16 protein-coding genes and 1 tRNA gene are annotated in these 21683 nt (G+C 43.5%); 14 read left to right on the forward strand and 3 right to left on the reverse strand.

Going from position 1 to position 21683, the window contains the following annotated elements; genetic code table 11:
• Position 1: 1 nt before the first annotated feature.
• The 5 genes from secG to OE749_RS04705 all read left to right on the forward strand — a co-directional run bounded on the left by secG (position 2) and on the right by OE749_RS04705 (position 4923).
• On the forward strand, positions 2–334 hold the full coding sequence (gene secG / locus OE749_RS04685; protein WP_263711201.1) for a preprotein translocase subunit SecG: 333 nt from the start codon (positions 2–4) through the stop codon (positions 332–334).
• A 7-nt stretch (positions 335–341) separates the two neighbouring features.
• Positions 342–427 (forward strand) — tRNA-Leu (locus tag OE749_RS04690).
• A gap of 278 nt (positions 428–705) precedes the next feature.
• The gene (gene pnp / locus OE749_RS04695) at positions 706–2829 is read left to right on the forward strand and encodes a polyribonucleotide nucleotidyltransferase (protein ID WP_263711202.1); all 2124 of its coding nucleotides are present in this window, start codon (positions 706–708) and stop codon (positions 2827–2829) included.
• Positions 2830–2890: 61 nt separating this feature from the next.
• Complete coding sequence (locus OE749_RS04700; RefSeq protein ID WP_263711203.1) at positions 2891–3187, forward strand: DUF1244 domain-containing protein; 297 nt, start codon at positions 2891–2893, stop codon at positions 3185–3187.
• A gap of 134 nt (positions 3188–3321) precedes the next feature.
• Entirely contained in the window at positions 3322–4923 is a 1602-nt protein-coding gene (locus OE749_RS04705; protein WP_263711204.1) for a sensor domain-containing diguanylate cyclase, read from the forward strand.
• Between the two features lie 150 nt (positions 4924–5073).
• Here the strand turns inward: OE749_RS04705 and OE749_RS04710 are convergent, their stop codons facing one another.
• Both OE749_RS04710 and OE749_RS04715 read right to left on the reverse strand, forming a co-directional pair.
• Positions 5074–6309, reverse strand: a complete 1236-nt coding sequence (locus OE749_RS04710; protein WP_263711205.1) for a patatin-like phospholipase family protein — start codon at positions 6307–6309, stop codon at positions 5074–5076.
• Between the two features lie 229 nt (positions 6310–6538).
• Positions 6539–8434 (reverse strand): sensor domain-containing diguanylate cyclase, encoded by a 1896-nt coding sequence (locus OE749_RS04715; protein WP_263711206.1) that lies wholly within the window; start codon positions 8432–8434, stop codon positions 6539–6541.
• A 519-nt stretch (positions 8435–8953) separates the two neighbouring features.
• Here OE749_RS04715 and OE749_RS04720 point away from each other — a divergent pair.
• The 7 genes from OE749_RS04720 (at position 8954) to OE749_RS04750 (ending at position 18960) form a co-directional block, all read left to right on the forward strand.
• Complete coding sequence (locus tag OE749_RS04720) at positions 8954–11089, forward strand: di-heme-cytochrome C peroxidase (protein WP_263711207.1); 2136 nt, start codon at positions 8954–8956, stop codon at positions 11087–11089.
• Positions 11089–12405: a catalase family protein gene (locus tag OE749_RS04725; RefSeq protein ID WP_263711208.1), complete on the forward strand. Its 1317-nt coding sequence runs from the start codon at positions 11089–11091 to the stop codon at positions 12403–12405. Before OE749_RS04720 ends, OE749_RS04725 begins: the two co-directional genes overlap by 1 nt.
• A 3-nt stretch (positions 12406–12408) precedes the next feature.
• Positions 12409–13782, forward strand: coding sequence for a M14 family zinc carboxypeptidase (locus OE749_RS04730; RefSeq protein ID WP_263711209.1), 1374 nt, complete (start codon positions 12409–12411; stop codon positions 13780–13782).
• A 108-nt stretch (positions 13783–13890) separates the two neighbouring features.
• Positions 13891–15951, forward strand: coding sequence for an alpha/beta hydrolase family protein (locus OE749_RS04735; protein WP_263711210.1), 2061 nt, complete (start codon positions 13891–13893; stop codon positions 15949–15951).
• 5 nt (positions 15952–15956) lie between these two features.
• A complete protein-coding gene (locus tag OE749_RS04740) occupies positions 15957–17018 on the forward strand; it encodes a CNNM domain-containing protein (RefSeq protein WP_263711211.1) in 1062 nt (353 codons plus the stop codon).
• A gap of 23 nt (positions 17019–17041) precedes the next feature.
• A complete protein-coding gene (gene lolD / locus OE749_RS04745) occupies positions 17042–17728 on the forward strand; it encodes a lipoprotein-releasing ABC transporter ATP-binding protein LolD (RefSeq protein WP_263711212.1) in 687 nt (228 codons plus the stop codon).
• On the forward strand, positions 17725–18960 hold the full coding sequence (locus OE749_RS04750; protein WP_263711213.1) for a lipoprotein-releasing ABC transporter permease subunit: 1236 nt from the start codon (positions 17725–17727) through the stop codon (positions 18958–18960). Before lolD ends, OE749_RS04750 begins: the two co-directional genes overlap by 4 nt.
• Positions 18961–19067: 107 nt before the next feature.
• Here OE749_RS04750 and OE749_RS04755 read toward each other — a convergent pair whose 3' ends face one another.
• Positions 19068–20255 carry a class I SAM-dependent rRNA methyltransferase gene (locus OE749_RS04755; RefSeq protein ID WP_263711214.1) on the reverse strand — a complete coding sequence of 396 codons (1188 nt, stop codon included), beginning with the start codon at positions 20253–20255 and terminating at the stop codon, positions 19068–19070.
• A 54-nt stretch (positions 20256–20309) separates the two neighbouring features.
• Here OE749_RS04755 and yccX point away from each other — a divergent pair, with 54 nt between their 5' ends.
• Both yccX and OE749_RS04765 read left to right on the forward strand, forming a co-directional pair.
• Complete coding sequence (gene yccX, locus OE749_RS04760) at positions 20310–20588, forward strand: acylphosphatase (protein WP_263711215.1); 279 nt, start codon at positions 20310–20312, stop codon at positions 20586–20588.
• Positions 20588–21559 (forward strand): NAD(P)H-quinone oxidoreductase, encoded by a 972-nt coding sequence (locus tag OE749_RS04765; protein WP_263711216.1) that lies wholly within the window; start codon positions 20588–20590, stop codon positions 21557–21559. The genes yccX and OE749_RS04765 overlap by 1 nt, the downstream gene beginning before the upstream one ends.
• Positions 21560–21683: the final 124 nt, after the last annotated feature.

Below are 21683 nucleotides of genomic sequence, written 5' to 3' on the forward strand. Positions count from 1 at the left end.
TATGTTTTACGAAATACTCATTGTTGTATACCTAATTGTAGCCTTGATGCTAATCGGCATGGTGCTTATTCAACAAGGTAAAGGTGCAGACATGGGCGCGTCATTTGGTGGCGGTGGTTCAAACACGGTGTTTGGTTCGACCGGGTCAGGTAACTTCATGACACGTACTACAGCCATTTTAGCAACGTTGTTTTTCGTGATTAGTTTGATTTTGGGTAATCAAACATCTGAAACGGAAAAGAAGGTTGATCAGTGGGAGCAGCTTGAACAATCTGCGGCAGACGCTGACGTTCCAGTAGCTGAAAAGCAGCAAGAGTCAGACGTTCCTAACTAATATATACGCGGAAGTGGTGGAATTGGTAGACACGCCATCTTGAGGGGGTGGTGAGCATAGCTCGTGCGGGTTCAAGTCCCGCTTTCCGCACCAAATTGTTTAAAAGCGCCTATTAAGGCGCTTTTTTCGTTCTGAACTCCCCAGTTTTGCCTGTTTTAACGGCGGGGTTTTAACACTTCCTGTTTTGTTTCAATCGTTCTATAAAAATAACTTGGTTGTTTCGCTTGATTTTACACGCTTACCGCATTCGCCAAGTGTCGTTTTCTTAAGATAAAATCCAACAAAAACCCTGTTTATCCTCAGCATGAGACGCTATACTATGCGCCGCGTTTAAAAGCGAAAAGATTATTAAATAAATCAAAGGATAAATAGTGACTCCTATTACTAAAACTTTTCAGTATGGTCAGCATACTGTCACTTTGGAAACAGGTGTAATTGCACGTCAAGCGACTGCAGCAGTAATGGCAAGTATGGACGACACGTCTGTGCTTGTTACCGTCGTTGGCAAGAAAGAAGCAAAGCCTGATCAGGATTTCTTTCCTCTAACAGTAAATTATCAGGAAAAAGCATACGCTGCGGGTAAAATCCCTGGTGGCTTCTTCAAGCGCGAAGGACGTCCTTCTGAGGGCGAGACGCTTATCGCTCGCTTGATTGACCGTCCAATCCGCCCACTTTTCCCTGAAGGATTCAAAAACGAAGTTCAAGTTGTTATTACTGTGGTATCTGCAAACCCAGAAATTCCAACTGACATTATTTCTATGATTGGTACGTCTGCGGCACTAGCTATTTCAGGCATTCCATTCAATGGCCCAATTGGCGCAGCGCGTGTAGGTTACAAAGACGGCCAGTATCTTCTTAACACACGTGCGTCAGAGCAAGAAACCAGTCAACTTGATTTGGTTGTTGCAGGTACTGAAAGCGCGGTACTGATGGTAGAGTCAGAAGCAGAAGTGCTTTCCGAAGACGTTATGCTAGGTGCGGTTATGTTCGGTCACGAGCAAAGCCAAGCTGTTGTTAATGCTGTTAATGAATTTGCAGGAATGGTTGGCACTGAGAAGTGGGACTGGTCACCTGAAGCTGAAAATACAACGCTGAAGGACAAAGTTAAAGCCCTTGCTGAAGCAGACATGACAGCTGCATATCAAATATCTGATAAGCTGGCGCGTAAAGAAGCAGTAGAAGCGGCAACGTCAAAAGCGTTAGACGCGATTCTTGCTGAAAATGAAGAGCAAGAAGAAAAAGAAGTATTGGACTTACTTCACGATCTTGAAAGCGACGTTGTGCGTTCTCGTATTCTAGCGGGTGAGCCACGTATTGATGGTCGTGAACCAGATATGATTCGTGCGCTAGACGTAGCCACAGGGATTCTTCCTCGTACACACGGTTCTGCCCTTTTCACTCGTGGTGAAACGCAGGCACTTGTTGCTGCTACCTTGGGTACAGAGCGTGACGCACAAATGATTGATGAACTCAGTGGCACAACTAATAGCCGCTTCATGTTGCACTACAACTTCCCTCCATACTGTGTAGGTGAAACGGGCATGATTGGCTCACCTAAGCGTCGTGAAATTGGTCACGGTCGCTTAGCTAAGCGTGGTATTCAAGCGGTTATGCCGTCTATGGAAGAATTCCCGTATGTTGTGCGTGTTGTTTCAGAGATCACAGAATCTAACGGTTCTTCATCTATGGCGTCTGTTTGTGGTACATCACTTGCGCTGATGGATGCAGGTGTTCCAATCAAAGCATCTGTTGCAGGTATCGCAATGGGCTTGGTGAAGAGCGATGACAATTTTGTTGTTCTGTCTGATATTCTGGGTGATGAAGATCACTTGGGTGATATGGACTTTAAAGTAGCGGGTACAACAAACGGTATCACAGCGCTTCAAATGGACATCAAAATTGAAGGTATCACGCAAGAAATCATGCAAATCGCGCTGAAACAAGCAAAAGAAGCTCGTTTGCATATCTTGGGCGTAATGGACCAGGCAATCAATACTCACCGTGAAGAGTTGTCTGACTTTGCACCACGTATTTATACGTTGAAGATTGACCAAGACAAGATTCGTGATGTTATCGGTAAAGGTGGCGCTATGATTCGTCAGATCACTGAAGAATCAGAAACAAACATCGAAATTGAAGATGACGGTACGATCAAGATTTTTGCAACTGAATTAGCAAAAGCTGAAATTGCAATTGCGAAAATCGAAAGCGTAACGGCTGAAATCGAAGTCGGTAAAACCTACAACGGTAAAGTAACACGTATTGTAGATTTTGGTGCATTTGTAGAAGTTCTGCCGGGTAAAGAAGGCTTGGTACACATTTCTCAAATCTCTCACGAGCGTGTGAATAAGGTGTCTGATTACCTATCTGAAGGCCAAATGGTTGACGTGAAAGTAATGGAAATTGACCGTCAAAACCGCGTCCGTTTGAGCATCAAAGAACTACTTGAAAAGCCAAAAGCAGAAGAGAAGTCTGAAGAATCTCAAGGTGAATAATCACCTCGGTGTATTATAAAAGGGAGCAGTCGCTCCCTTTTTTCTTTTAAGGAGACACATAATGGATAACGCAAAAAAAACAGAAATTGAAGCTGCTGTATTTAGACGCTTACTTGCTCATCTTGATAATAATAAAGACGTGCAAAATATAGACCTAATGATTCTCGCTGACTTTTGCCGCAATTGTTTAGGTAAGTGGTATGCCGCAGAAGCAAAGGAAAGGGGAGAAGACGTGTCATATGAAGAGGCCAGAGAAGTGATTTATGGCATGCCGTACAGTGAATGGAAAGACAAATTCCAGAAACCAGCGACACCCGAGCAAATGGCAGCATTTGAAGCAAAGCAAAAAAAATCTTAACTTATTGAATCATCTGCGCTGCAATACTCGCCTACTTTGTAGCGCATTCCTTCCTTTATCTGAATCACTTAGCCACAAAAATTATAGTTTCCGCATATACTTTTAAAACGTCGTGACTGCGTAAAGGCTAAGTAGTGAAAACCCAAGTATCGGTAGAACATAAAGTCGTGTTCGTGCATATGATGTTCGTTCTCATTGTTTTGTTTGTTATTTTGGTGGTTCGCTATCTATGGACGTTGCCGCAGCTAAAAGCTGTCGAGCGTCTGGCCAATGAAAAAGACTTGGCGCGCGTGCATAACGTAATCGAGAATCGAGTAGATGAACTTGCCGTTATGACGTACGACTATGCCGTTTGGGATGACAGTTATGCATTTGTTAGTGATAAAGTTGAAGACTATATCGACACCAATTTTATTCCCGAAACATACGAGAGCTTGCGCCTCAGTGGTGTTTACATATTCAATATGGAAAAAGAGCTAGTATGGGGGGAAGGTTTTGACAGAGAAAGCACTAATACCGTTGCGTTTCCCTATTTTGTTAATATAGATAACCCTTTTCTAGATAAAATTATCACTCAGTCCGACGAGCGCAAAGCCAATAAGTTCGACAATATTGTACGACGAGGCATTATTTATGTCGGAAACAAACCTTTTGTGTTTGCCGCTTCTTCTATCTTACCCAGCACTGGGGTGGGGATTCCAAGAGGCACCATGCTTTTTGTCAGTCAAATTCTGCACCAGGATGAAGTGAGGCTATCTGATTTGGCGGCCATCGATCTTGAGTTTATTTGGCCATCAGAGCATGAATATGAAAGGCTGCTTTCATTGCTCAATACCGAGGAAATCATTTCACCAGATGCTATGGATGGGTATTTGGTGAACGTGCTCTATACCCGCGATAACCGTACGCCTTACTTTGTTAGATTCGAGGCTACTAAATGGCCTTATGCGAACTCTCTTTTTGATGTGTCTATACTGATTGCCATACTATTCGCATTTGTTAGTACAGCATTGCTGTATTGGTTCGTGCATGTGAAATTGATAAGACCCATTAAGCGTTGGCAAGAAAAAATGCGAGAAATCGTTTCAACGGGGGATTTTTCATTGCGATTTGACACTGAACAAGGGAAGGAGATCACTGAAATAAGTCGCTCCTTCAATCACCTGATGGCTTACGTAGCAGAAAATGAACGGTTGATTTCAGAAAAAAATAAACTACTGTCGGAAATTAGCGAGCGTGATAGTTTAACCAAGTTATACAACCGAAGGTATTTTGATCATCAACTGGCACGATACATAGAAAACAACCACATACACTCTCCATTCTGTGTGTCATTAATTGATATTGATTATTTCAAATTGTTTAACGATAACTATGGTCACCTTGAAGGAGATCGGGTGCTTAAAACCATTTCAAAAATCTTGATGGACAATACCAAGCGTGTCAGTGATGTGTTAGCGCGCTATGGTGGCGAAGAATTTATTGTTTTGCTGAAAGATACCTCGCTTGATGAGGGTATGACCGTGATCAATACACTGTGTAAACGCGTATTTGATGCTGCGATTGTGCACGAATTTAGCCCATTGAAACGCGTGACCATTAGCGCAGGTGTAGCCTGCTCAAGCTCACTCAATAAAGCGGAATTGGCGGAAGAACGCTTAATTAATAGAGCGGACAACGCACTGTATGAAGCCAAGCGTAGCGGTAAAAACTGTGTGGTGAATGCGAGTGGTTAGATTTTTCTACGTACCCAAAGTGATTGCTTGATATCAACAACGAAGCGAAAATGTCTACGGATTTGCCAAATTTGCCGTAGTTTAAAGCGAGATGAGAAGTGCTTTCGCTTATGTGAATATTGAGGTGGCGATATTGTTAAGAATGGAGTCTTACTGATATCTCGTTGCTAACTTCCTGCTGATTTTATATTTGTCCCAATTGAATTCTTGCAAAAAGTCACGCGCGGCTTCTAATCCTTTGATAAATAAGTCTAGTTTGTCTGATTCAGAAAGCTCGAAGTTGAGCCAGAAATGGTGCCCAGTATTAATCTCTTTGACTAATTGTTTAAAGTCAGAATTGTTGCGGATATATTCTGAATCGGAATCAAATCGCATTACGTTAATCATTGCTGCGCTGATAGAAAGTGGCCCTTCAATTTTCCTCGGCGCGTCCCTGTCTACGCCTAACTTGACTCCAAACGTTGGCATTTTAGGTATGCCTGCCTTAACGTGAAAAAGATTAACGGGAAAATTGGATACAATGCCACCATCTACAAAAATGGCTTCTTCTGGAATTTTCCCCAAATAGCCTAACTTCCGCCATTTTTTAATTGAAACGTCTGACTTTGGTAGTGATTTTACGCGAAACGGCCTAAAAAAGAAGGGTACAGACATAGAGGCTCTGGCGAAATCTGCTGGGTTAGCTTCATCTAGGACTTTATAAATAAGCGCACCGTCCCGCTCGGGTAATACCACCTTGGTTGTGGTAGTAAGCTCGGCACTGACAATTTTTAGTTTGGGAGAAAATTCTGTTTCAGTTAATGGTTGCGAATCCTCACCCTTAGGGGCGTAAACTAAACCTGATGGTAAGCGCCGCATACGGTATTTTAAGAATCGCCATGAATCAACAGAGTGGGCCTTGAGAATGTTTGTCAGCCAACGATGGAATTGCTCGCCAGGATGAAAGCCAATATGAAACAATAGACTTGGCACAACACCTAACCAAGAGACCCATTTGAGGCGACTCTTCCGTAAAAACGTTTTAACAAAAAATTTTGCGGGCCACCCGCCATCTTGAAATTTAGTCATGGGCATATTTGCGAGGTAGTCTAACATACGCTCGCTAGTACGTTCGTTTGGTGTTCCCAATGCTTGCAACAATAGCGCATTGATTGCCCCTGCGGATGTTCCGCCAGTGGAGCGAAATCGAATGCCTGCTTCTTCTAAGCCGTAAGTGTAACCCACTAATGCTATGCCGAGAACGCCGCCTCCTTCCATAACAATATCAATGTACTGATTACCCTCTTTGTCGATGACATCGGAAAAACGTTTATCTCTCGCCATGTCGTTAATTTCTGACACAAGCTCGCAAACACGAGGATGGTGTATAAACGTCGATGTTTTCACTATGTGATCGCAGTTAGCTTCCTATAATTTAGTAAGTATGCGTGTCAATATCAGGATATTCAATATCTTAAAATAGCAATGTAGAAGGGCGGCGCTTTGCGTATCGGGAGAGAAAAACCCAATGAAAGATGCAATTCATAAGGTATGGCTTATTACGCTTTGAGGTGATGCGTGATGCGTGATGCGATGTTTTAATGGCGGGTATTTCCCGCCACCGATAATTTAAATATTACCCTAGTTCAGTTTCGTCAGCTTCTTCCGTGCTGACGACAACACGGTTTCTTCCGTTGCGCTTCGCTTGATATAAAGCTCGGTCCGCGAGGGTGAGCAGTTCATCAATGACCATGCCTTTTTCAACGTGGGCAATACCAATACTGGTCGTGAATTTCACTGGGCCAAGCGGGGTTTCAATGTGTAATCTGGCCACTTCTTCACGAAGTCGCTCCGCCAACAACTGGGTGTTTTCAGGTGTATCGCACACAAGTAGAGAGAACTCTTCGCCACCGAGACGGCCGAATATATCTGACTCTCTAATTTTTGCCTGAATGGTTTTTGCAAACAGTTTAAGTGCATCGTCGCCAATTTTATGCCCATAGGTGTCATTGATTGATTTAAAATTGTCTATGTCGAACATGAGCAAACTAAATGAATGGCTTCGCTTACGAGATTCCGCCAATAGGCGAGATGATTCGTCAAAGAAACTACGCCGATTACGAGTACCTGTGAGTGAATCTGTTCTGGCTTCGACTTCAGCTTTTGATTTTGCTTTCAACAAGTCACGGGTTCGATCAAGAACCAGCTCCTCTAGTTCATTTTTAGAGCGTTCAAGTTGCATTGTATATTTGAGCTCGGCTTCATCTTTCTGCTTATGAAGGCGGTTTATTTTCATTCCCATCGCAAACAAAATAACTACCATCTCGGTAAATGAAGCAAAAGGCGGCCAGTAGTAATAAAAGAAATTGTGCTCAACAAAGCCCAAATCTCGAAGTGCCTGAACAAATAGCCCCGCGACTAAAAATGTCCATGCGGCAGCAAACACTGCTGCTTCTTTCGAACCTTGATACCAACGAACAAGCGCAGCAATAGAGACGACTGGATATAACAGTAGCGCAAGGGTAATTGAAATCACAGACAGTGTAGTGAGCTTGAAAATGGCAGAGGTGAGCAAAAATAGCGCATTTCCCATCATAAAGAGCAAAATAGCGTCAAGGCGAGGCGTATATTTCGCTGTCTGCAAAAACAGGCGAGCGAAGAACAAGCCGCATAAAATAGAGGTTGCACCGCTCATAGACATATAGCTCCAATGGAACTTATCTGGCAAAACAAACTGATGAGTAAAGCCCATCACGGTCGCCCATACGGCAATTTTTGATAGTGCATAGACGCTATAGGCAAAAAAGATTTTTTCTTTACTGGCAATGCCGCCTGCAAAGGCAAACATTGACATTAGGAAGAAGCCCCCAATAAGAAAAGCGAACCCACTCGTTTCTACGGTTTGAGATTCTCTTAAATTATAGGGTGTCCAAATGCGCATATCTGGAAATACGAAACCCATTCCATCTGATTTAAATTTAACTAAGAATTCATGGGTTTCTTTTGGTAGAAGTGTCACTTCAAATATAAACCGGTGGTGGGGTAATGAGCGCTCGCTAAACGGCCGATCTAAGCCTAGATTCGCTAGTAAGTTGAAGCCCTCATTTTCAGCGTGCATTTCAAAGGCTTCTAGACCAATGAGCTGATGGTCGACGTATTCAATGTGCAATGTGATAGGATAATCTTGCACATTTTTTAGCTTGAACCATGACCAAATCGCACCCGGTTTTAGGCCAGTTGAACCCATTGAGTTGAGCGGAATAAATAACCCTTCTTTAGTTTTTTTAGCGACTTCGTCAACGTTCACTTGACTACTCGCATCATACCAAAGCAGATACTTCTCCGTCATTCGTTTACCGTTTTCATCTCCTTGAACCGGAATCGTATCTACTGCCAAAGCATTGCTGCCTGCGATTAGCAAGCAGATCAATAGCAGAGATTGTAAAGCGATTTTAAGCATATTAAACGTATAGCGTTCCAGCACTCTCTTTTGACAAGAGGTTGCTGCTATGGATAGTTCTGATTCAAACATCTTAATTCTTGTTATGTTTTTTGAATACCAACAGCTTTGTTCACTCAATTAAAGGGTATGAGTGCAGCTATTTTTCTTCCCAACCTTGTAGCCGCCTTAGCGTACTATAATTACACTCAATTAGCATCAAAACCGTGTATTTTTTTGCATACACAAGACGGTGATTCAGTTGCGTATGGTTTGATTAAGTGTTGGCGAGAGAGGGCGAAGCATGAGGTCACCTTTAAATTGGTATAGAGATCAGTACCTATTGGTAGAACGGTAATTTCAAGAACGCAGGACGAAGAATGTATTTAATTTCATCAATAAGGTAGTAAATTCATATGCTTACGCTTGTTTTAAATGCAAGCCAACTAATTTTATTGTAACGTTTATAATTAGGTTGGCTACTGGCCAATGAGGAACATGTTTCGAGTTATTAGCGGATAATAAGTTCGTAAGAACGCTAAAGTTATACTGGTACGAGACGAAAACCAATACGCGCGACAAGCAGAAAAACAATAAAGCAAAGGAACCAAAATGGGATTTTTTAGGCGACTGATCGATTTGATGCTCGATATACTCGATGCAGTATTTCATGTCATAAGACGCTTTATCAGAGGTATTTTCAACTGGGTTAAAGGGTTGATTAAAGCGCTTCACAATTTATGGTGCGCACTTGGCCCTAAATGGCTACGCGTCGTCTTCGTGCTACTTATTGTATTTATTGGCGGATTCTTCTTTTTAAGGGGTGTATTAGCGCCTAACATAACGCACGAAAATATCTATCAAGTTCATTATCTTAATGAAGGCTGGACAGATGAAGACCGACAACGCTATTACTATACTCCGCAGGGAACCGAACTATTAGGTTTGCAATACAGCTGGTTTGTTAATCTTGAGCAACCGTTATCCCGAGAACAATTGGCATCTGAAGAGAACATGCGAGGGTGGGGATTTATTATGTCCCCAAGTCAGCAACCTACGAAACATAATCCGGGTAATTTGCCGGTAGGTTTTACCTATCATTATGATCATCAATCTCGTCTGAATCTGGATTTGGGATGTGCAATGTGTCATACGGGCGAGTTACATTACAAAGGGACGGCGCTTCGTGTAGATGGCGGACAGTCTATGCAAAGTGTTCCTACGCTAGGTAAGGGAGAATTCATTGTTACCTTGGCTGCGGCAGCCTTTGAAACCTACTACAACCCATTCAAATGGGATCGCTTTGCCACACGGGTTGTTGGCGACAACAATGAAGATGAACGTGATACATTGCGTGACGAATTTTCAGGTTTCTTAACCCACATCAAGGACTTCGTAAAAGGGCCAGGCGCACATTCGTTATACCCTGTTACAGAGGGGCGAGGCAGAACCGATGCGGTAGGCCGAATTGGCAACGTTGTATTTGGGTATGACATTGATGTACCTGAAAACTACAAAGTCGCTGATGCGCCAGCTAGCTATCCTTTCCTTTGGGACATTTGGCGATTCGATTGGGTGCAGTACACAGGGTTCACCAATCAGGCAATGGCGCGAAATGTTGGTGAAAGCTTAGGCGTTTTAGCACCTGTCAAATTATTGGATGAAAACGGCAACATTCGAAAACCAGAAGATATTGAAGATGAAGTGATCAACCTCGATGGTATGTTTTGTGTAGAGGGCGTGTTGCGAAAACTGAAGCCGCCCAAATGGCCTGAAGATATTTTGGGTAAGGTGAATATCGAAAGTGCAAAACGAGGAAAGACGCTATTTGCTGATCAATGTCAGTTCTGCCACGGCCCACATGAGAGTAATTCCTACCAGTGGGAGCTGGCAACGGGACCAGATCAACATCCAGATGGGCAACATAATGTTAACTATCAGTGGGATCTCGATGGTGTAGTGACAGATGTTGATGGGAAAAAGGTCAGACAAGATTTTAGAGAGCGTATATGGTCCGTGCCTTGGATCTCAACCGATGTGATTGGCACTGACTCTAAACTTGCCGATAACTATATGGATAACTTGTATGACGCGTCAAAATTGACGGGTGAGGACACGAAAGTCAATGCGGGTGACGGACTTCAGTTATTACTGAATGTGCTTATTCCGCAAATGTATGAAAATCGTAACATACAAGCGGGTGAGGAAATTGCACTTTATGATGGCCTCAATGTGCCGTTTAGAATTCAAAATCATCGAGCATACAAAGCGCGCCCTTTGCATGGCGTATGGGCAACGCCACCGTTTTTGCATAATGGCTCTGTTCCCACCATTTACGATTTACTTTCCCCATTGCGCGCGCGCCCAAGCACGTTCTATGTTGGAAATCGTGAGTACAATCCTCAGCGATTGGGTTATATCACCAAAAAAACCGCCGGTGCTTTCAAAACGGATACCACGATTGCGGGTAATCATAATACTGGGCATTTATTTACAGACGTAGATATGAAAGGCCGCATCGGGCGTCTATTAACAGAGCGTGAGCGTTATGATTTGATGGAATACCTGAAAGTGATGGGCAATCCAGACTTTACTGAAAGGCTAGGGGGAGATCCGCAAAATTGGTCTTTGTATAAAGAAGGTTTGCCTGAAAAAATGATGGATGATGCGTGTTATAACTCTGCGCCAGAAGCGTACAACCAATATAAAAAGAATTTAGCCTTGGTGGGTTCAGGGAGTGATAGATAATGAAGTTTGCAAAAACCATGACCCTATTGGGCCTTTTAATCGGTCAAACATTCGCAGTATCAAGTGCTACGGCATATGAATCTGAGGCTGGACAATCACATAATATAGATGAATACATCGACTTTAGTGTCAAGTCGTTGGGGATGGAGATAGACGACAACGAAGTTGAGCAGATTAAAAAGTCTATGCGTTATGCGCAAGAACTCAGCAAGCGTGCAACGGCCATTAATGGATTGCCATATCGACGCGACGCGCATGCTAAGGCAACAGGTTGTGTGCGTGCCACGTTCTCAGTAAACGGTGATATCCCTGAGCGATTTCAGCATAGCGTGTTTTCTGACCCTGGACAGGAATACCAGGCTTGGATTCGTTTTTCTAATGGAGACATGATTGTACAGCCTGATGGAAAAGGCGATGCGCGCGGAATGGCCATCAAGCTTCTGGGGCTTGAAGGTGAAAAGATTGCACCTGAACTCAAAGGGGCGACTACTCATGACTTTGTCATGACGAATGTTCCTGCATTTTTTAATCGAAACATTTATGATTACACAGAAGACATGAAGTATTTGTCGCAGCTACAACGCACCAAATATTTTATTAGCTTGTTCCCATTAAGGTTTCACCCGAAAGAATTCTATCGGGCAATACAAACTGTCTCGCCAAAAATAGATAATCCGTTACAGCCACAATACTTTTCTATGCTGCCTTACAGATTGGGCGAGAATGAATTGAAGTTCTCAACCAAAGCCTGTCCGGGCATGACCTTTGAATTACCTGAGAATAAAAAAGACGCAGACTTTCTTACCGAAGTGATGCAAAAACAGCTTGCCAATGGCGGTGCGTGTTTTGATTTTATGGTGCAGGAAAAGAAATCGGGTGCAAATATGCCAATTGACGATGCCACAGTCATTTGGTCTGAAAAGAAGTCGCCGTTTATTCCAATTGCTCGAGTGAATATTCCGCCGCAGTCATTTTCAAGTCCTGAGCAAATGACATTCTGTGAGAATCTGTCGATGAACCCTTGGCATGGTGTCGGACAATGGGAACCGCTAGGTAGCCTGAATAGAGCGAGAAGGGTGGTGTATAACGCAGTTTCAGCGTTCCGTCATAAAATGAATCAGGTAACGCGCTTTGAACCTGTCAATTGGTGTATGAATAAATCTGGTGAATGTGACCAGCATGAATTTATTCATGAGACAAAGCCGACTTGGCCACTGCCACGGTGTTTTGATGAGCACTTATCTCCAACTGATGACCAAGACGTTACCAGTCAATGCCCAGAAGGGACATGGAATACCAAACACAACGAGAGTTAAAAAATGAAACACGCGCCCATGCACGACGACTTTTCGTATCAAGCATTTGATGCGTTGTATGAAAGTCATTTTGCCAACCGCATTGCATTGCCGCGTGTCCGTCATGTTAATATTGAAACACATATAGCGGAGATAAAAAATTGGTCTTGGGTGCAAGTAGAAGAGGTTGGACAGTCGTTTAGCGATCGTTCGATTTATTTGGTTACGGTTGGCAGTGGCAATACATCTTTGTTTGCATGGTCTCAAATGCATGGTGATGAATCGACCGCTACGGCAAGCATATTTGATTTTCTTTTTATGCTTAATGCACTGCCAGAGAATGAAAGAAAAGCCTGTTTGGACGAGGTTACCTTTCATTTTCTGCCTATGCTCAACCCTGATGGCGCTGAAGTTAATACAAGATATAATGCGCAAGGCATTGATATCAATCGAGATGCCCGCAATCTTCAATCGCCAGAAGGGAGGTTGCTTCATTCTCTTCTCAATCGGTTTTCGCCAGATTATGCATTTAATTTGCATGATCAAAGCCCTTATTATGGGGCGGGTAAACGAGGAAAACCCGCGATATTGTCTTTTTTAGCGCCACCGATGGATGCGGGGCGCCAGTGTCCTCCTCATCGAGAACGTGCCATGGCGTTGATTAGCCACTATGTGAACAGGCTAACCAACCTTATACCAGAGTGTATGGGCCGATATGATGATACATACTCGCCGATTGCTTTTGGGGATTATGCGACCCAATCAGGTGCAAGCTGTATTCTTATTGAAAGCGGAGCGCATGATACGTCTGACAAACGGGAACTTGCTCGACGTTTAAACGTATGGTTACTGTTTCAAACACTCAAGTGGGTGAACAATACAAGTACTCAGTATTCGACGCGGGCGTACTTGAATCTTCCACAAAATGCTGAAGATCACATGACCGATTTGCTTATTAAAGGCGTGAAGGTTAAAGCGGGTAGCAAAATGTTCTCACTCGATATGGCTATCGATTTCCAGCGCCACAATACGGGCTGTATCCGCGAGCTGGGAGATTTAGGTGATCTCGCTGGCTTTATTACGATTCAAGCCAGCGAGTTAGCGTATCAAACGGGTCAGGTATTCAATGTCGTCGAGCCATTTACGCTAAGTGATTCGGTCTACTTTTCGTTTCTATTGCGCGGGGTGTTATTTTTTCACGATCCCGAGAATGTAATGGAGATACAAACGTGCTTACCTGTATTGACGTTGAGTCAATTGAATAAAGATAACAATTTGCCTAAGCGTCATAAAAAGCAGGTGAACTTTTTACTTTGCGATGAATGTACTGTTCGTTACGTTGTGTTACATGGCAGGCCCTATTCATTGCAAGAGAGTATAACACCTCTGTTCGTTTGATATTTGTTACTAAACACAAGTAAAGGCAAAACTTATCATTGAACGAAGCGAATCAGCCTTAAAACCATTAGAGGGATTTTATACATGAAGATGCGGTGTTATTCGGTAATGTCAGCAATGCTGATTCTCTTAGCCACGCCTTGTGCTTATGCAGTGGATGATAAGTTGCAAGATACGCCATACCCAATTTTGCAATCTCAGGATATTTTTGGCCTTGAATATGCGTCTGACTTGACCGTAAGTCCTGATGGAAAAACGGTTTATTTTGTAAGACATTTTATGGATATTAACGCCGACAAAAAGCGTGGAAATATATGGAAAGTAGATACCAGAACATCTGACTTGCGTCCTTTAACAAATGGTCTGCACAACGCGTTTTCTTTAGCGTTATCTCCCTCTGGTGACAGGCTAGCTTATGTTTCAACGGAATCGGGTAAGCCGCAAATTTATATGCTTTGGCTAGATACGCTCAAATCAGCAGCCATTAGCCATCTTCCTTCCACACCCTCGAATTTATCTTGGTCGCCTGATGGAAAGTCATTGGCATTCAGTATGTTTATTGAAAAGCCAGTCGCTCCACCCGTGTCACTGAAAGGGAAACCGAAAGGCGCGGAATGGGCTGAGCCCGCTAAGTTCATTGATGATGTTTATTATCGTAGTGATAGTGGGGGTTATAGCAATAAAGGAAGTTCGGAATTATTTCTCCTCTCTGCACAAGGCGGTACGCCACGACAATTGACTAATGATGACTATGACAATGGCGGTGAGGTGAGTTGGTCAAACGACGGAAAATTTATCTATTTTTCCGCCAACCGTCATGCGCCTGAGGTAATGAAACCGCTTGATCCCAATATTCATTCTCTCAATGTGGAATCATTGGAAATAATCACGCTCACCGACAGAGTGGGGCCAGATTATGCGCCGAAAGTGTCACCAGATGGCAAGTATATAGCGTATCTAGGCTATGATGACTTCAAAACCAATTATGAAAATACGCAGTTGTACCTGATGAGTATTGAGGGCCAAGATGTGCGCTTGGTCTCTAATGGATTAGACAGAAGTATTTCTGATTTTGCTTGGTCGCAAGATGGTCAGTTTATTTTGATTAGTTATGATGATCACGGTAAAACCGTATTAGCAAGACAATCACTGATTGATGGTGATAAGCGCACTATTTTAACTGATTCGCTTGGTGGGAAGTCCTATGGCAGACCTTATACCAATGCCGAATTTTCATTGGGTAAAAGTGGTATTACCGCATTTACTTATTCGACACCGTCACGCCCTGCCGATGTTGCCGTGATTCATCAGGGCAAAGTGCGTGTGTTAACCGAACTTAATGAGGATTTGCTGGCTAACAAGCGGCTAGCAAAGATTGAAGAAATTGTTTATAAATCTCGTGCTGACGGTAAAGAGATTCAAGGCTGGATCGCTTACCCACCGAATTATGAAAAGGGGAAGAAGTACCCACTGATTTTAGAGATTCACGGTGGGCCAGTGACGGCCTATGGTCCTCACTTCTCGATGGAAGTACAGTTGTTTGCAGCGGCTGGCTATGTTGTTCTATACACGAATCCAAGAGGGAGCTCGAGTTATGGAAAAGCCTTTGCTCAAACGATTAATAAGAATTATCCGAGCCAAGATTATGATGACTTAATGTCGGGTGTTGATACACTGATTGAAAAAGGCATTGTCGATGCCAATCAATTGTATGTTACTGGTGGCTCAGGCGGTGGCGTATTGACCGCGTGGACTGTTGGCCATACTGATCGATTTAATGCTGCAGTAGTCGCTAAGCCAGTGATAAACTGGTACAGTTTCGTGCTTACCGCTGATTTCTACCCGTATGTCTATCAATATTGGTTTACAAAGAAGCCGTGGGAAGATTCAGAGCAATATATGAAACATTCGCCCATTAGTTATGTCGGCAATGTAAAAACGCCAACCATGTTGTTAACCGGAGAGAATGATTATCGGACGCCTATCTCAGAAACAGAACAATATTATCAAGCGCTGAAAATTCAGGGCGTTGACACTGCCATGGTAAGAATACCTGGCGCGTCTCATGGTATTTACAAGCGACCAAGTCACCTTATGGCTAAGGTGGAGTATATTCTCTGGTGGTTTGAAAAATACGGAAAAAAATCCGAAAACAAGAGAGGTAAATAACAGGCATGATCCTGTTAATCACGTATGTAGTAATAGCGCTAGGCTTTTCATTTTTATGCTCCGTTGCAGAAGCGGTTTTATTAAGTGTGTCTACTGCTTACATATCAGTTCAAAAACAAAGTGGAAAGCGCTCGGGTGTCATTCTTGAGCGCTTATATGATGATATTAACCGCCCGTTGGCTGCCATTTTAAGCCTGAATACTGTTGCTCACACAATGGGTGCTGCCGGCGCTGGTGCGCAAGCGGCCGTTGTCTTCGGCGATGCATATCTTGGTTTAGCGTCGGCGGTGCTGACCTTATTAATTTTAGTATTTTCTGAAATTATTCCAAAAACACTAGGTGCAACTTATTGGCGACAACTTGCACCAGCCACCGCGTACTTTTTACACTATTTAATACGAGTGCTTTATCCATTCGTAATAATGTCGGAGTACCTGACTCGTCGATTTAAAGGTGACAGCCCCCTTAAAGGTATGAGCCGAACTGAAATGCTGGCTATGACTGAACTTTCTAAAGAAGAAGGTCAGCTTGCACAAGAAGAAGCTGATCTGTTAACGAGCCTACTTAATTTCAATGAATTGAGTATTCGTGATGCAATGACACATCGCACCGTTGTATTTTCTATTTCCGAAGAGACAACGGTTGAAACCTTCTTTCACAAATATGACGATAAGCCCTTCACTCGAATTCCTATTTATGAAGAAGATGATCCTGAGAAAGTGTCTGGCTTTGTAATCAAATCTGACCTTCTGCTTGCTCAGGCAAGAGGGAACTCGCAGCGTCAGGTTAAAGAATATCGAAAAGATATGATGACGTTGCTAAGCTCAATGCCTCTGGCGGAGTCAATGCCTAAGTTCCTTGAAAGTCGTTCTCATATGATGCTTGTAGTAGACGAGTACGGCGGGCTTGAGGGTATCTTAACCTTAGAAGATGTGCTCGAAGCTATGCTTGGACTAGAAATTGTCGACGAGAAAGACAAAGCGGTGAGCATGAAGAAACTAGCACGTGTTATGTGGCGTAAACGTGAAAAAGAGCGTCAAAATAATCAAAGTAACACGCCATCATAAATATTAAGTAGAACTATTTTTTAATGAAATTACCTCTATTATCCTGTTCACGTCTGAGCAAATACTATCAGGAAGGCGATAACAGGACTTCTGTTTTGACCGACGTAGAATTTACTATTCATGCGTCGGAGCAAGTGGCTATTTTAGGCAGTTCAGGGTCAGGTAAAAGTACATTGTTGCATTTACTTGGCGCATTGGATAGACCGAGTTCAGGCACCGTGCTATTCAAAGGGAAAGACATCTTTTCTTTTTCTGCTAAAGCGCAGGCGCAGTTTCGCAATCAGTCACTGGGTTTTGTGTATCAGCTTCATCATTTATTACCGGAGTTCTCTGCATTAGAGAATGTTGCCATGCCGCTGCTGATTGGAAAAATGGGTGCAGAAAATGCGAAAGCGCGCGCTGAAATCATGCTTGAAAAAGTAGGGTTATCACATCGAATCTCCCACAAGCCGTCTCAGTTAAGTGGCGGGGAGCGACAACGCGTTGCCATTGCGCGTGCGTTAGTGAACGAGCCGGAAATTGTGCTGGCAGATGAGCCTACAGGCAACCTCGATCACAAGACGGGCGAAAGTATTTATGCATTATTAAGTGAATTAAGAGAGGTTATGCAAACTAGCTTTGTCGTGGTAACGCATGATAATCAGCTCGCAGCAAAGCTTGATCGCACATTGTTACTTCATCAGGGTAAACTTGATGAGGTAGCTCGATGAATCTCGCGCTGCTACTCGCTTGGCGTTTTCGAAATAGTAAACAACTTAAAGGCTTTACATCCTTTATCTCTGCCTCTTCAACCATTGGGGTAGGATTGGGATGTTTTGTATTGATTGTGCTGCTATCTCTCATGAATGGCTTTGAAAAGGAGCTAAAAGATCGACTTCTATCTGTAATACCTCATGGTGAATTGTGGGCGGTATCGCCTGATGGGTTAGAAGATTGGTCATCGCTCACGGCTTCAATTTTACAAGATCCATCCGTTGTATCGGTTGAACCTTACGCTAAAGCGACGGGAATGTTGCAGTTTAAACGTGATTTAAAAGCGATTGAAGTGGTTGGATTATCCCCTGAATATTCGCAAAATAATGCCTTAAGCGCGTTAATTGAAAAGGATGTATGGGCGCGCTTTGAATCGGATGCACAAGGCATCATCCTGGGTGAAGGTGTGAGTGAAAAGCTGGGTATTGAAGTTGGAGAGCGAGTAAAGTTGTTGTTACCCCAAGCCAGTGATGATCTGTCGTTAAAACCGCCGAAAACTGTTTGGCTTACGGTTTCGGGTATCATTAGTATTGGTGGTGAACTAGACAACCATTTGGCATTTATGCGCCTAAAGAAAGCGGCAGATGTTATGGGAATTGCCCAGGGTGCGCACGGCATACGTCTCCGCTACCATGACCCTTTTATGGCACAGTTCAAAACACGAAAATTTGGGCAAAATGTGATGCAACATCTGTATATGTCTGACTGGACGCGTACGCAGGGACACCTATATCAAGATATTCAGCTAGTGAGGCTGGTGGTGTACATTGCGTTGACATTGGTGATTGCCGTTGCCAGTTTTAATATCGTGTCAACGTTAGTTTTATCGGTGAATGAAAAGCAAGGTGAAATCGCCATGCTTAAAACCATGGGGGCATCTAACACCCTGATCACCATGGTGTTTGTAATACAGGGGTTGATTAACGGCATCGTTGGAATGGTGTTCGGCGTTCTATCAGGCGTACTCGTGGCAAGTAATTTATCTGATATTGCGGTGGCAATCGAAGAGATGATTGGCGCTAAAATTCTGTCTGGTGACATCTACTTTATTAACTTTCTGCCGTCGGTTGTTAGAGTCGAAGAAGTGGTGTTTACCGCTACCATAGCCATGATACTTACGATATTAGCAACGATTTACCCAGCCAGACGAGCTGCGAAAATCGAACCTGCATCCGCATTAAATCATTGATGTCTATCAACACATAGTGAGGAGATTATCTCCCCACTATGCGATTGAAGCGCAATGGACATCAGTGTTGCAACCCTATTGCGGCGAATTGCTATAAAAAGAAAACGTCATATAACGCGGCAAACTAATCCTTTCAAATAGAACCCTTCTGGGTAAGTAGACAAAACAGGGTGATCAGGCGCTTGGCCCAGTCTCTCAAGAAATTGTACTGATTTGCCAGCATCCAGAGCGGCATCTGCAACGACTTTCTGAAATAAGTCTGATGGCATTAATCCCGAACAGCTAAACGTACATAGCGTACCCCCAGGGGTGAGAATTTGCATGGCTAACATGTTGATGTCTTTGTACCCGCGACAAGCTCGATTTAAAGAGGCTTTGCTGTCAACGAATTTAGGCGGATCTAGAATGATTAAATCAAATGTCTTTCCCGCTTTTTTGTAGTCGCGCAGTGCTTGAAATACATCTTTGTTTTCAAAGTGGCATTGACTCAAATCCAGCTGATTTATCTCTACGTTTCGTTTAGCCGTTTCAAGTGCAAGATCAGACACATCAAGGTTCGTTACAGATTTTGCGCCGGCTTTTAGGGCATAGCTACCGAAAGTGCCGGTGTAACAGAAGCAATTCAATACCTCTTTGTCTTTTGCATAACTTGCCGCGATAAAACGGTTGTCTCGCTGGTCTAAATAAAAGCCCGTTTTGTGGCCTTCTTTTACATTTACAAGTATTTTGACATCATTTTCCGTAATGGTGATTTCGTCTGGAACTTCACCGTCTAATAGTTGTGTCAGCTCTTCTAACCCTTCTTTTTTACGCACCGCTACGTCGCTTCGCTCGTAAATGGCGCATTCTGGAAAGTGTTTTTTAAGTGCCCATGTTATTTTGTTTCGGTGCTTGTCTGCACCAGCAGAAAGTAATTGGCACACTAGCACATTGTCGTATCGGTCTATCGTCACGCCGGGTAAGCCGTCAGACTCAGCAGCAACAAGCCGATAGCCAGTTAATTTATGCTTGTTGATTAAATGTTCTCTGCCTGCCTGTGCGGTGGCAATTCTTCGGGAGAAAAATCCATTATCTACCACTTCAGATTGGTCAAATGTCCATATGCGGACTTGAATCTGCGAGGCAGGAGAGTACGCGCCGCGACCTAACCAAGTACCATCGCTAGACACAACATCAACCGTGTCCCCTTTACGAGGTTTGCCTTTAATTTGCTTGATGGCACTTTCAAATACCCAAGGGTGTTTACGTAATAAGGATTTTTCGCGTTTAGGTTGCAAAATAACCGTGGCGGACATAATTTTGTGTTCTCATAAATAAAATTGGCTGAATTGTACATAAGGAATGAGCAGATGGCGAAGATTTGCAAGAAAGCGTCGGTAAAGGGCAAGGTGCAGGGCGTATTTTTCAGAAAATACACGCAAGCAGAAGCTCGTCAATTGGCTTTGGTAGGCTATGCTAAAAACGTGGCAGACGGCTCCGTTGAAGTACTCGCCTGCGGTGAGTCATCAAACGTCATGCAGCTAATGCAATGGTTACTGAAAGGCTCGCCCGACAGCCAAGTTACCTCGGTATCTGTAGAAGATAGCGAATGTGGTTCAATTCAAGAACAAGTATTTAAGGTACTCTGATGCGTTTTATTTCCTACGAAGAGGGCGCTGCTCCCTCAGCAATGTCGATAGCTGAAATGGCAAAACCTGAGATCAAAGATCATCAAGTGTTGATTCAAGTGAAAGCATTTGGCGTTAACCGGGCCGATACACTCCAACGTCAGGGAAAATATCCGTCACCCGAAGGGGAAAGTGACATTCTTGGATTGGAAGTGGCGGGTGTTATCGAAGACATAGGCAATGACGTTACTCAATTTAGTATCGGTGATCCAGTTTTTGGTTTAGTGCCTGGTGGTGGCTACGGCGAATTTGTGGCGGTTGATGCGTCGCACGTGATGCGCAAGCCCGATTCCCTTGGATTCACTGATGCGGCAGGTGTAGCCGAAGTATTTTTAACTGCATTTCAGTCACTCGTTTGGCATTTGAATGTAGAGCAAGGAGACAATATTCTTATCCACGCGGGTGCAAGTGGTGTGGGATTAGCCGCAATTCAAATTGCTAACGTGATTGGCGCGAATATCGCGGTGACAGCATCGTCAGCAGATAAGCTTTCGATTTGCAAAGAAAACGGTGCACATATTCTCATTAACTACGAGCAAGAAGATTTTGTTGAGGTTGTGAGGGAGCAACTTGGCGGCGTTGACCATGTCCTTGATTTTGTGGGTGGAGAGTATTTGAATAAAAACCTCAAGGTACTTAATCAAGATGGGCATATTGTGTATTTGGCCATGTTAGCTGGCCGACATACATCGTTAGACATGGCGTTATTATTGGGTAAACGCGCGACCATTACAGGCTCAACACTTAGAAATCAAAGTGATGAGTACAAAACAGAGTTGATTGAAGATTTCAGTTTAATGGTGCTGCCTTTATTAAAAAATGGCAAAGTCAGGCCGAACATTGACGCCATTTACCCAGCAACAGATATTGCCACCACACACCAACGCCTAGAATCCAACGACACAATGGGAAAATTGATTGTTACGTGGTAGTGCAAACGTTCACGGCGAAGATAGTGGAGCGCAAAGTGCGACATCGAAGCTTCAGTGTACGTTTGCGCAAGGTGAGGTGGGCAATTGACTCGGCATGAGAAGAGCATCACGGCGAAGATAGTGG

The sequence above is a fragment of the Fluctibacter corallii genome, assembly GCF_025751585.1.
GTDB classification, from domain to species: domain Bacteria; phylum Pseudomonadota; class Gammaproteobacteria; order Enterobacterales; family Alteromonadaceae; genus Fluctibacter_A; species Fluctibacter_A corallii.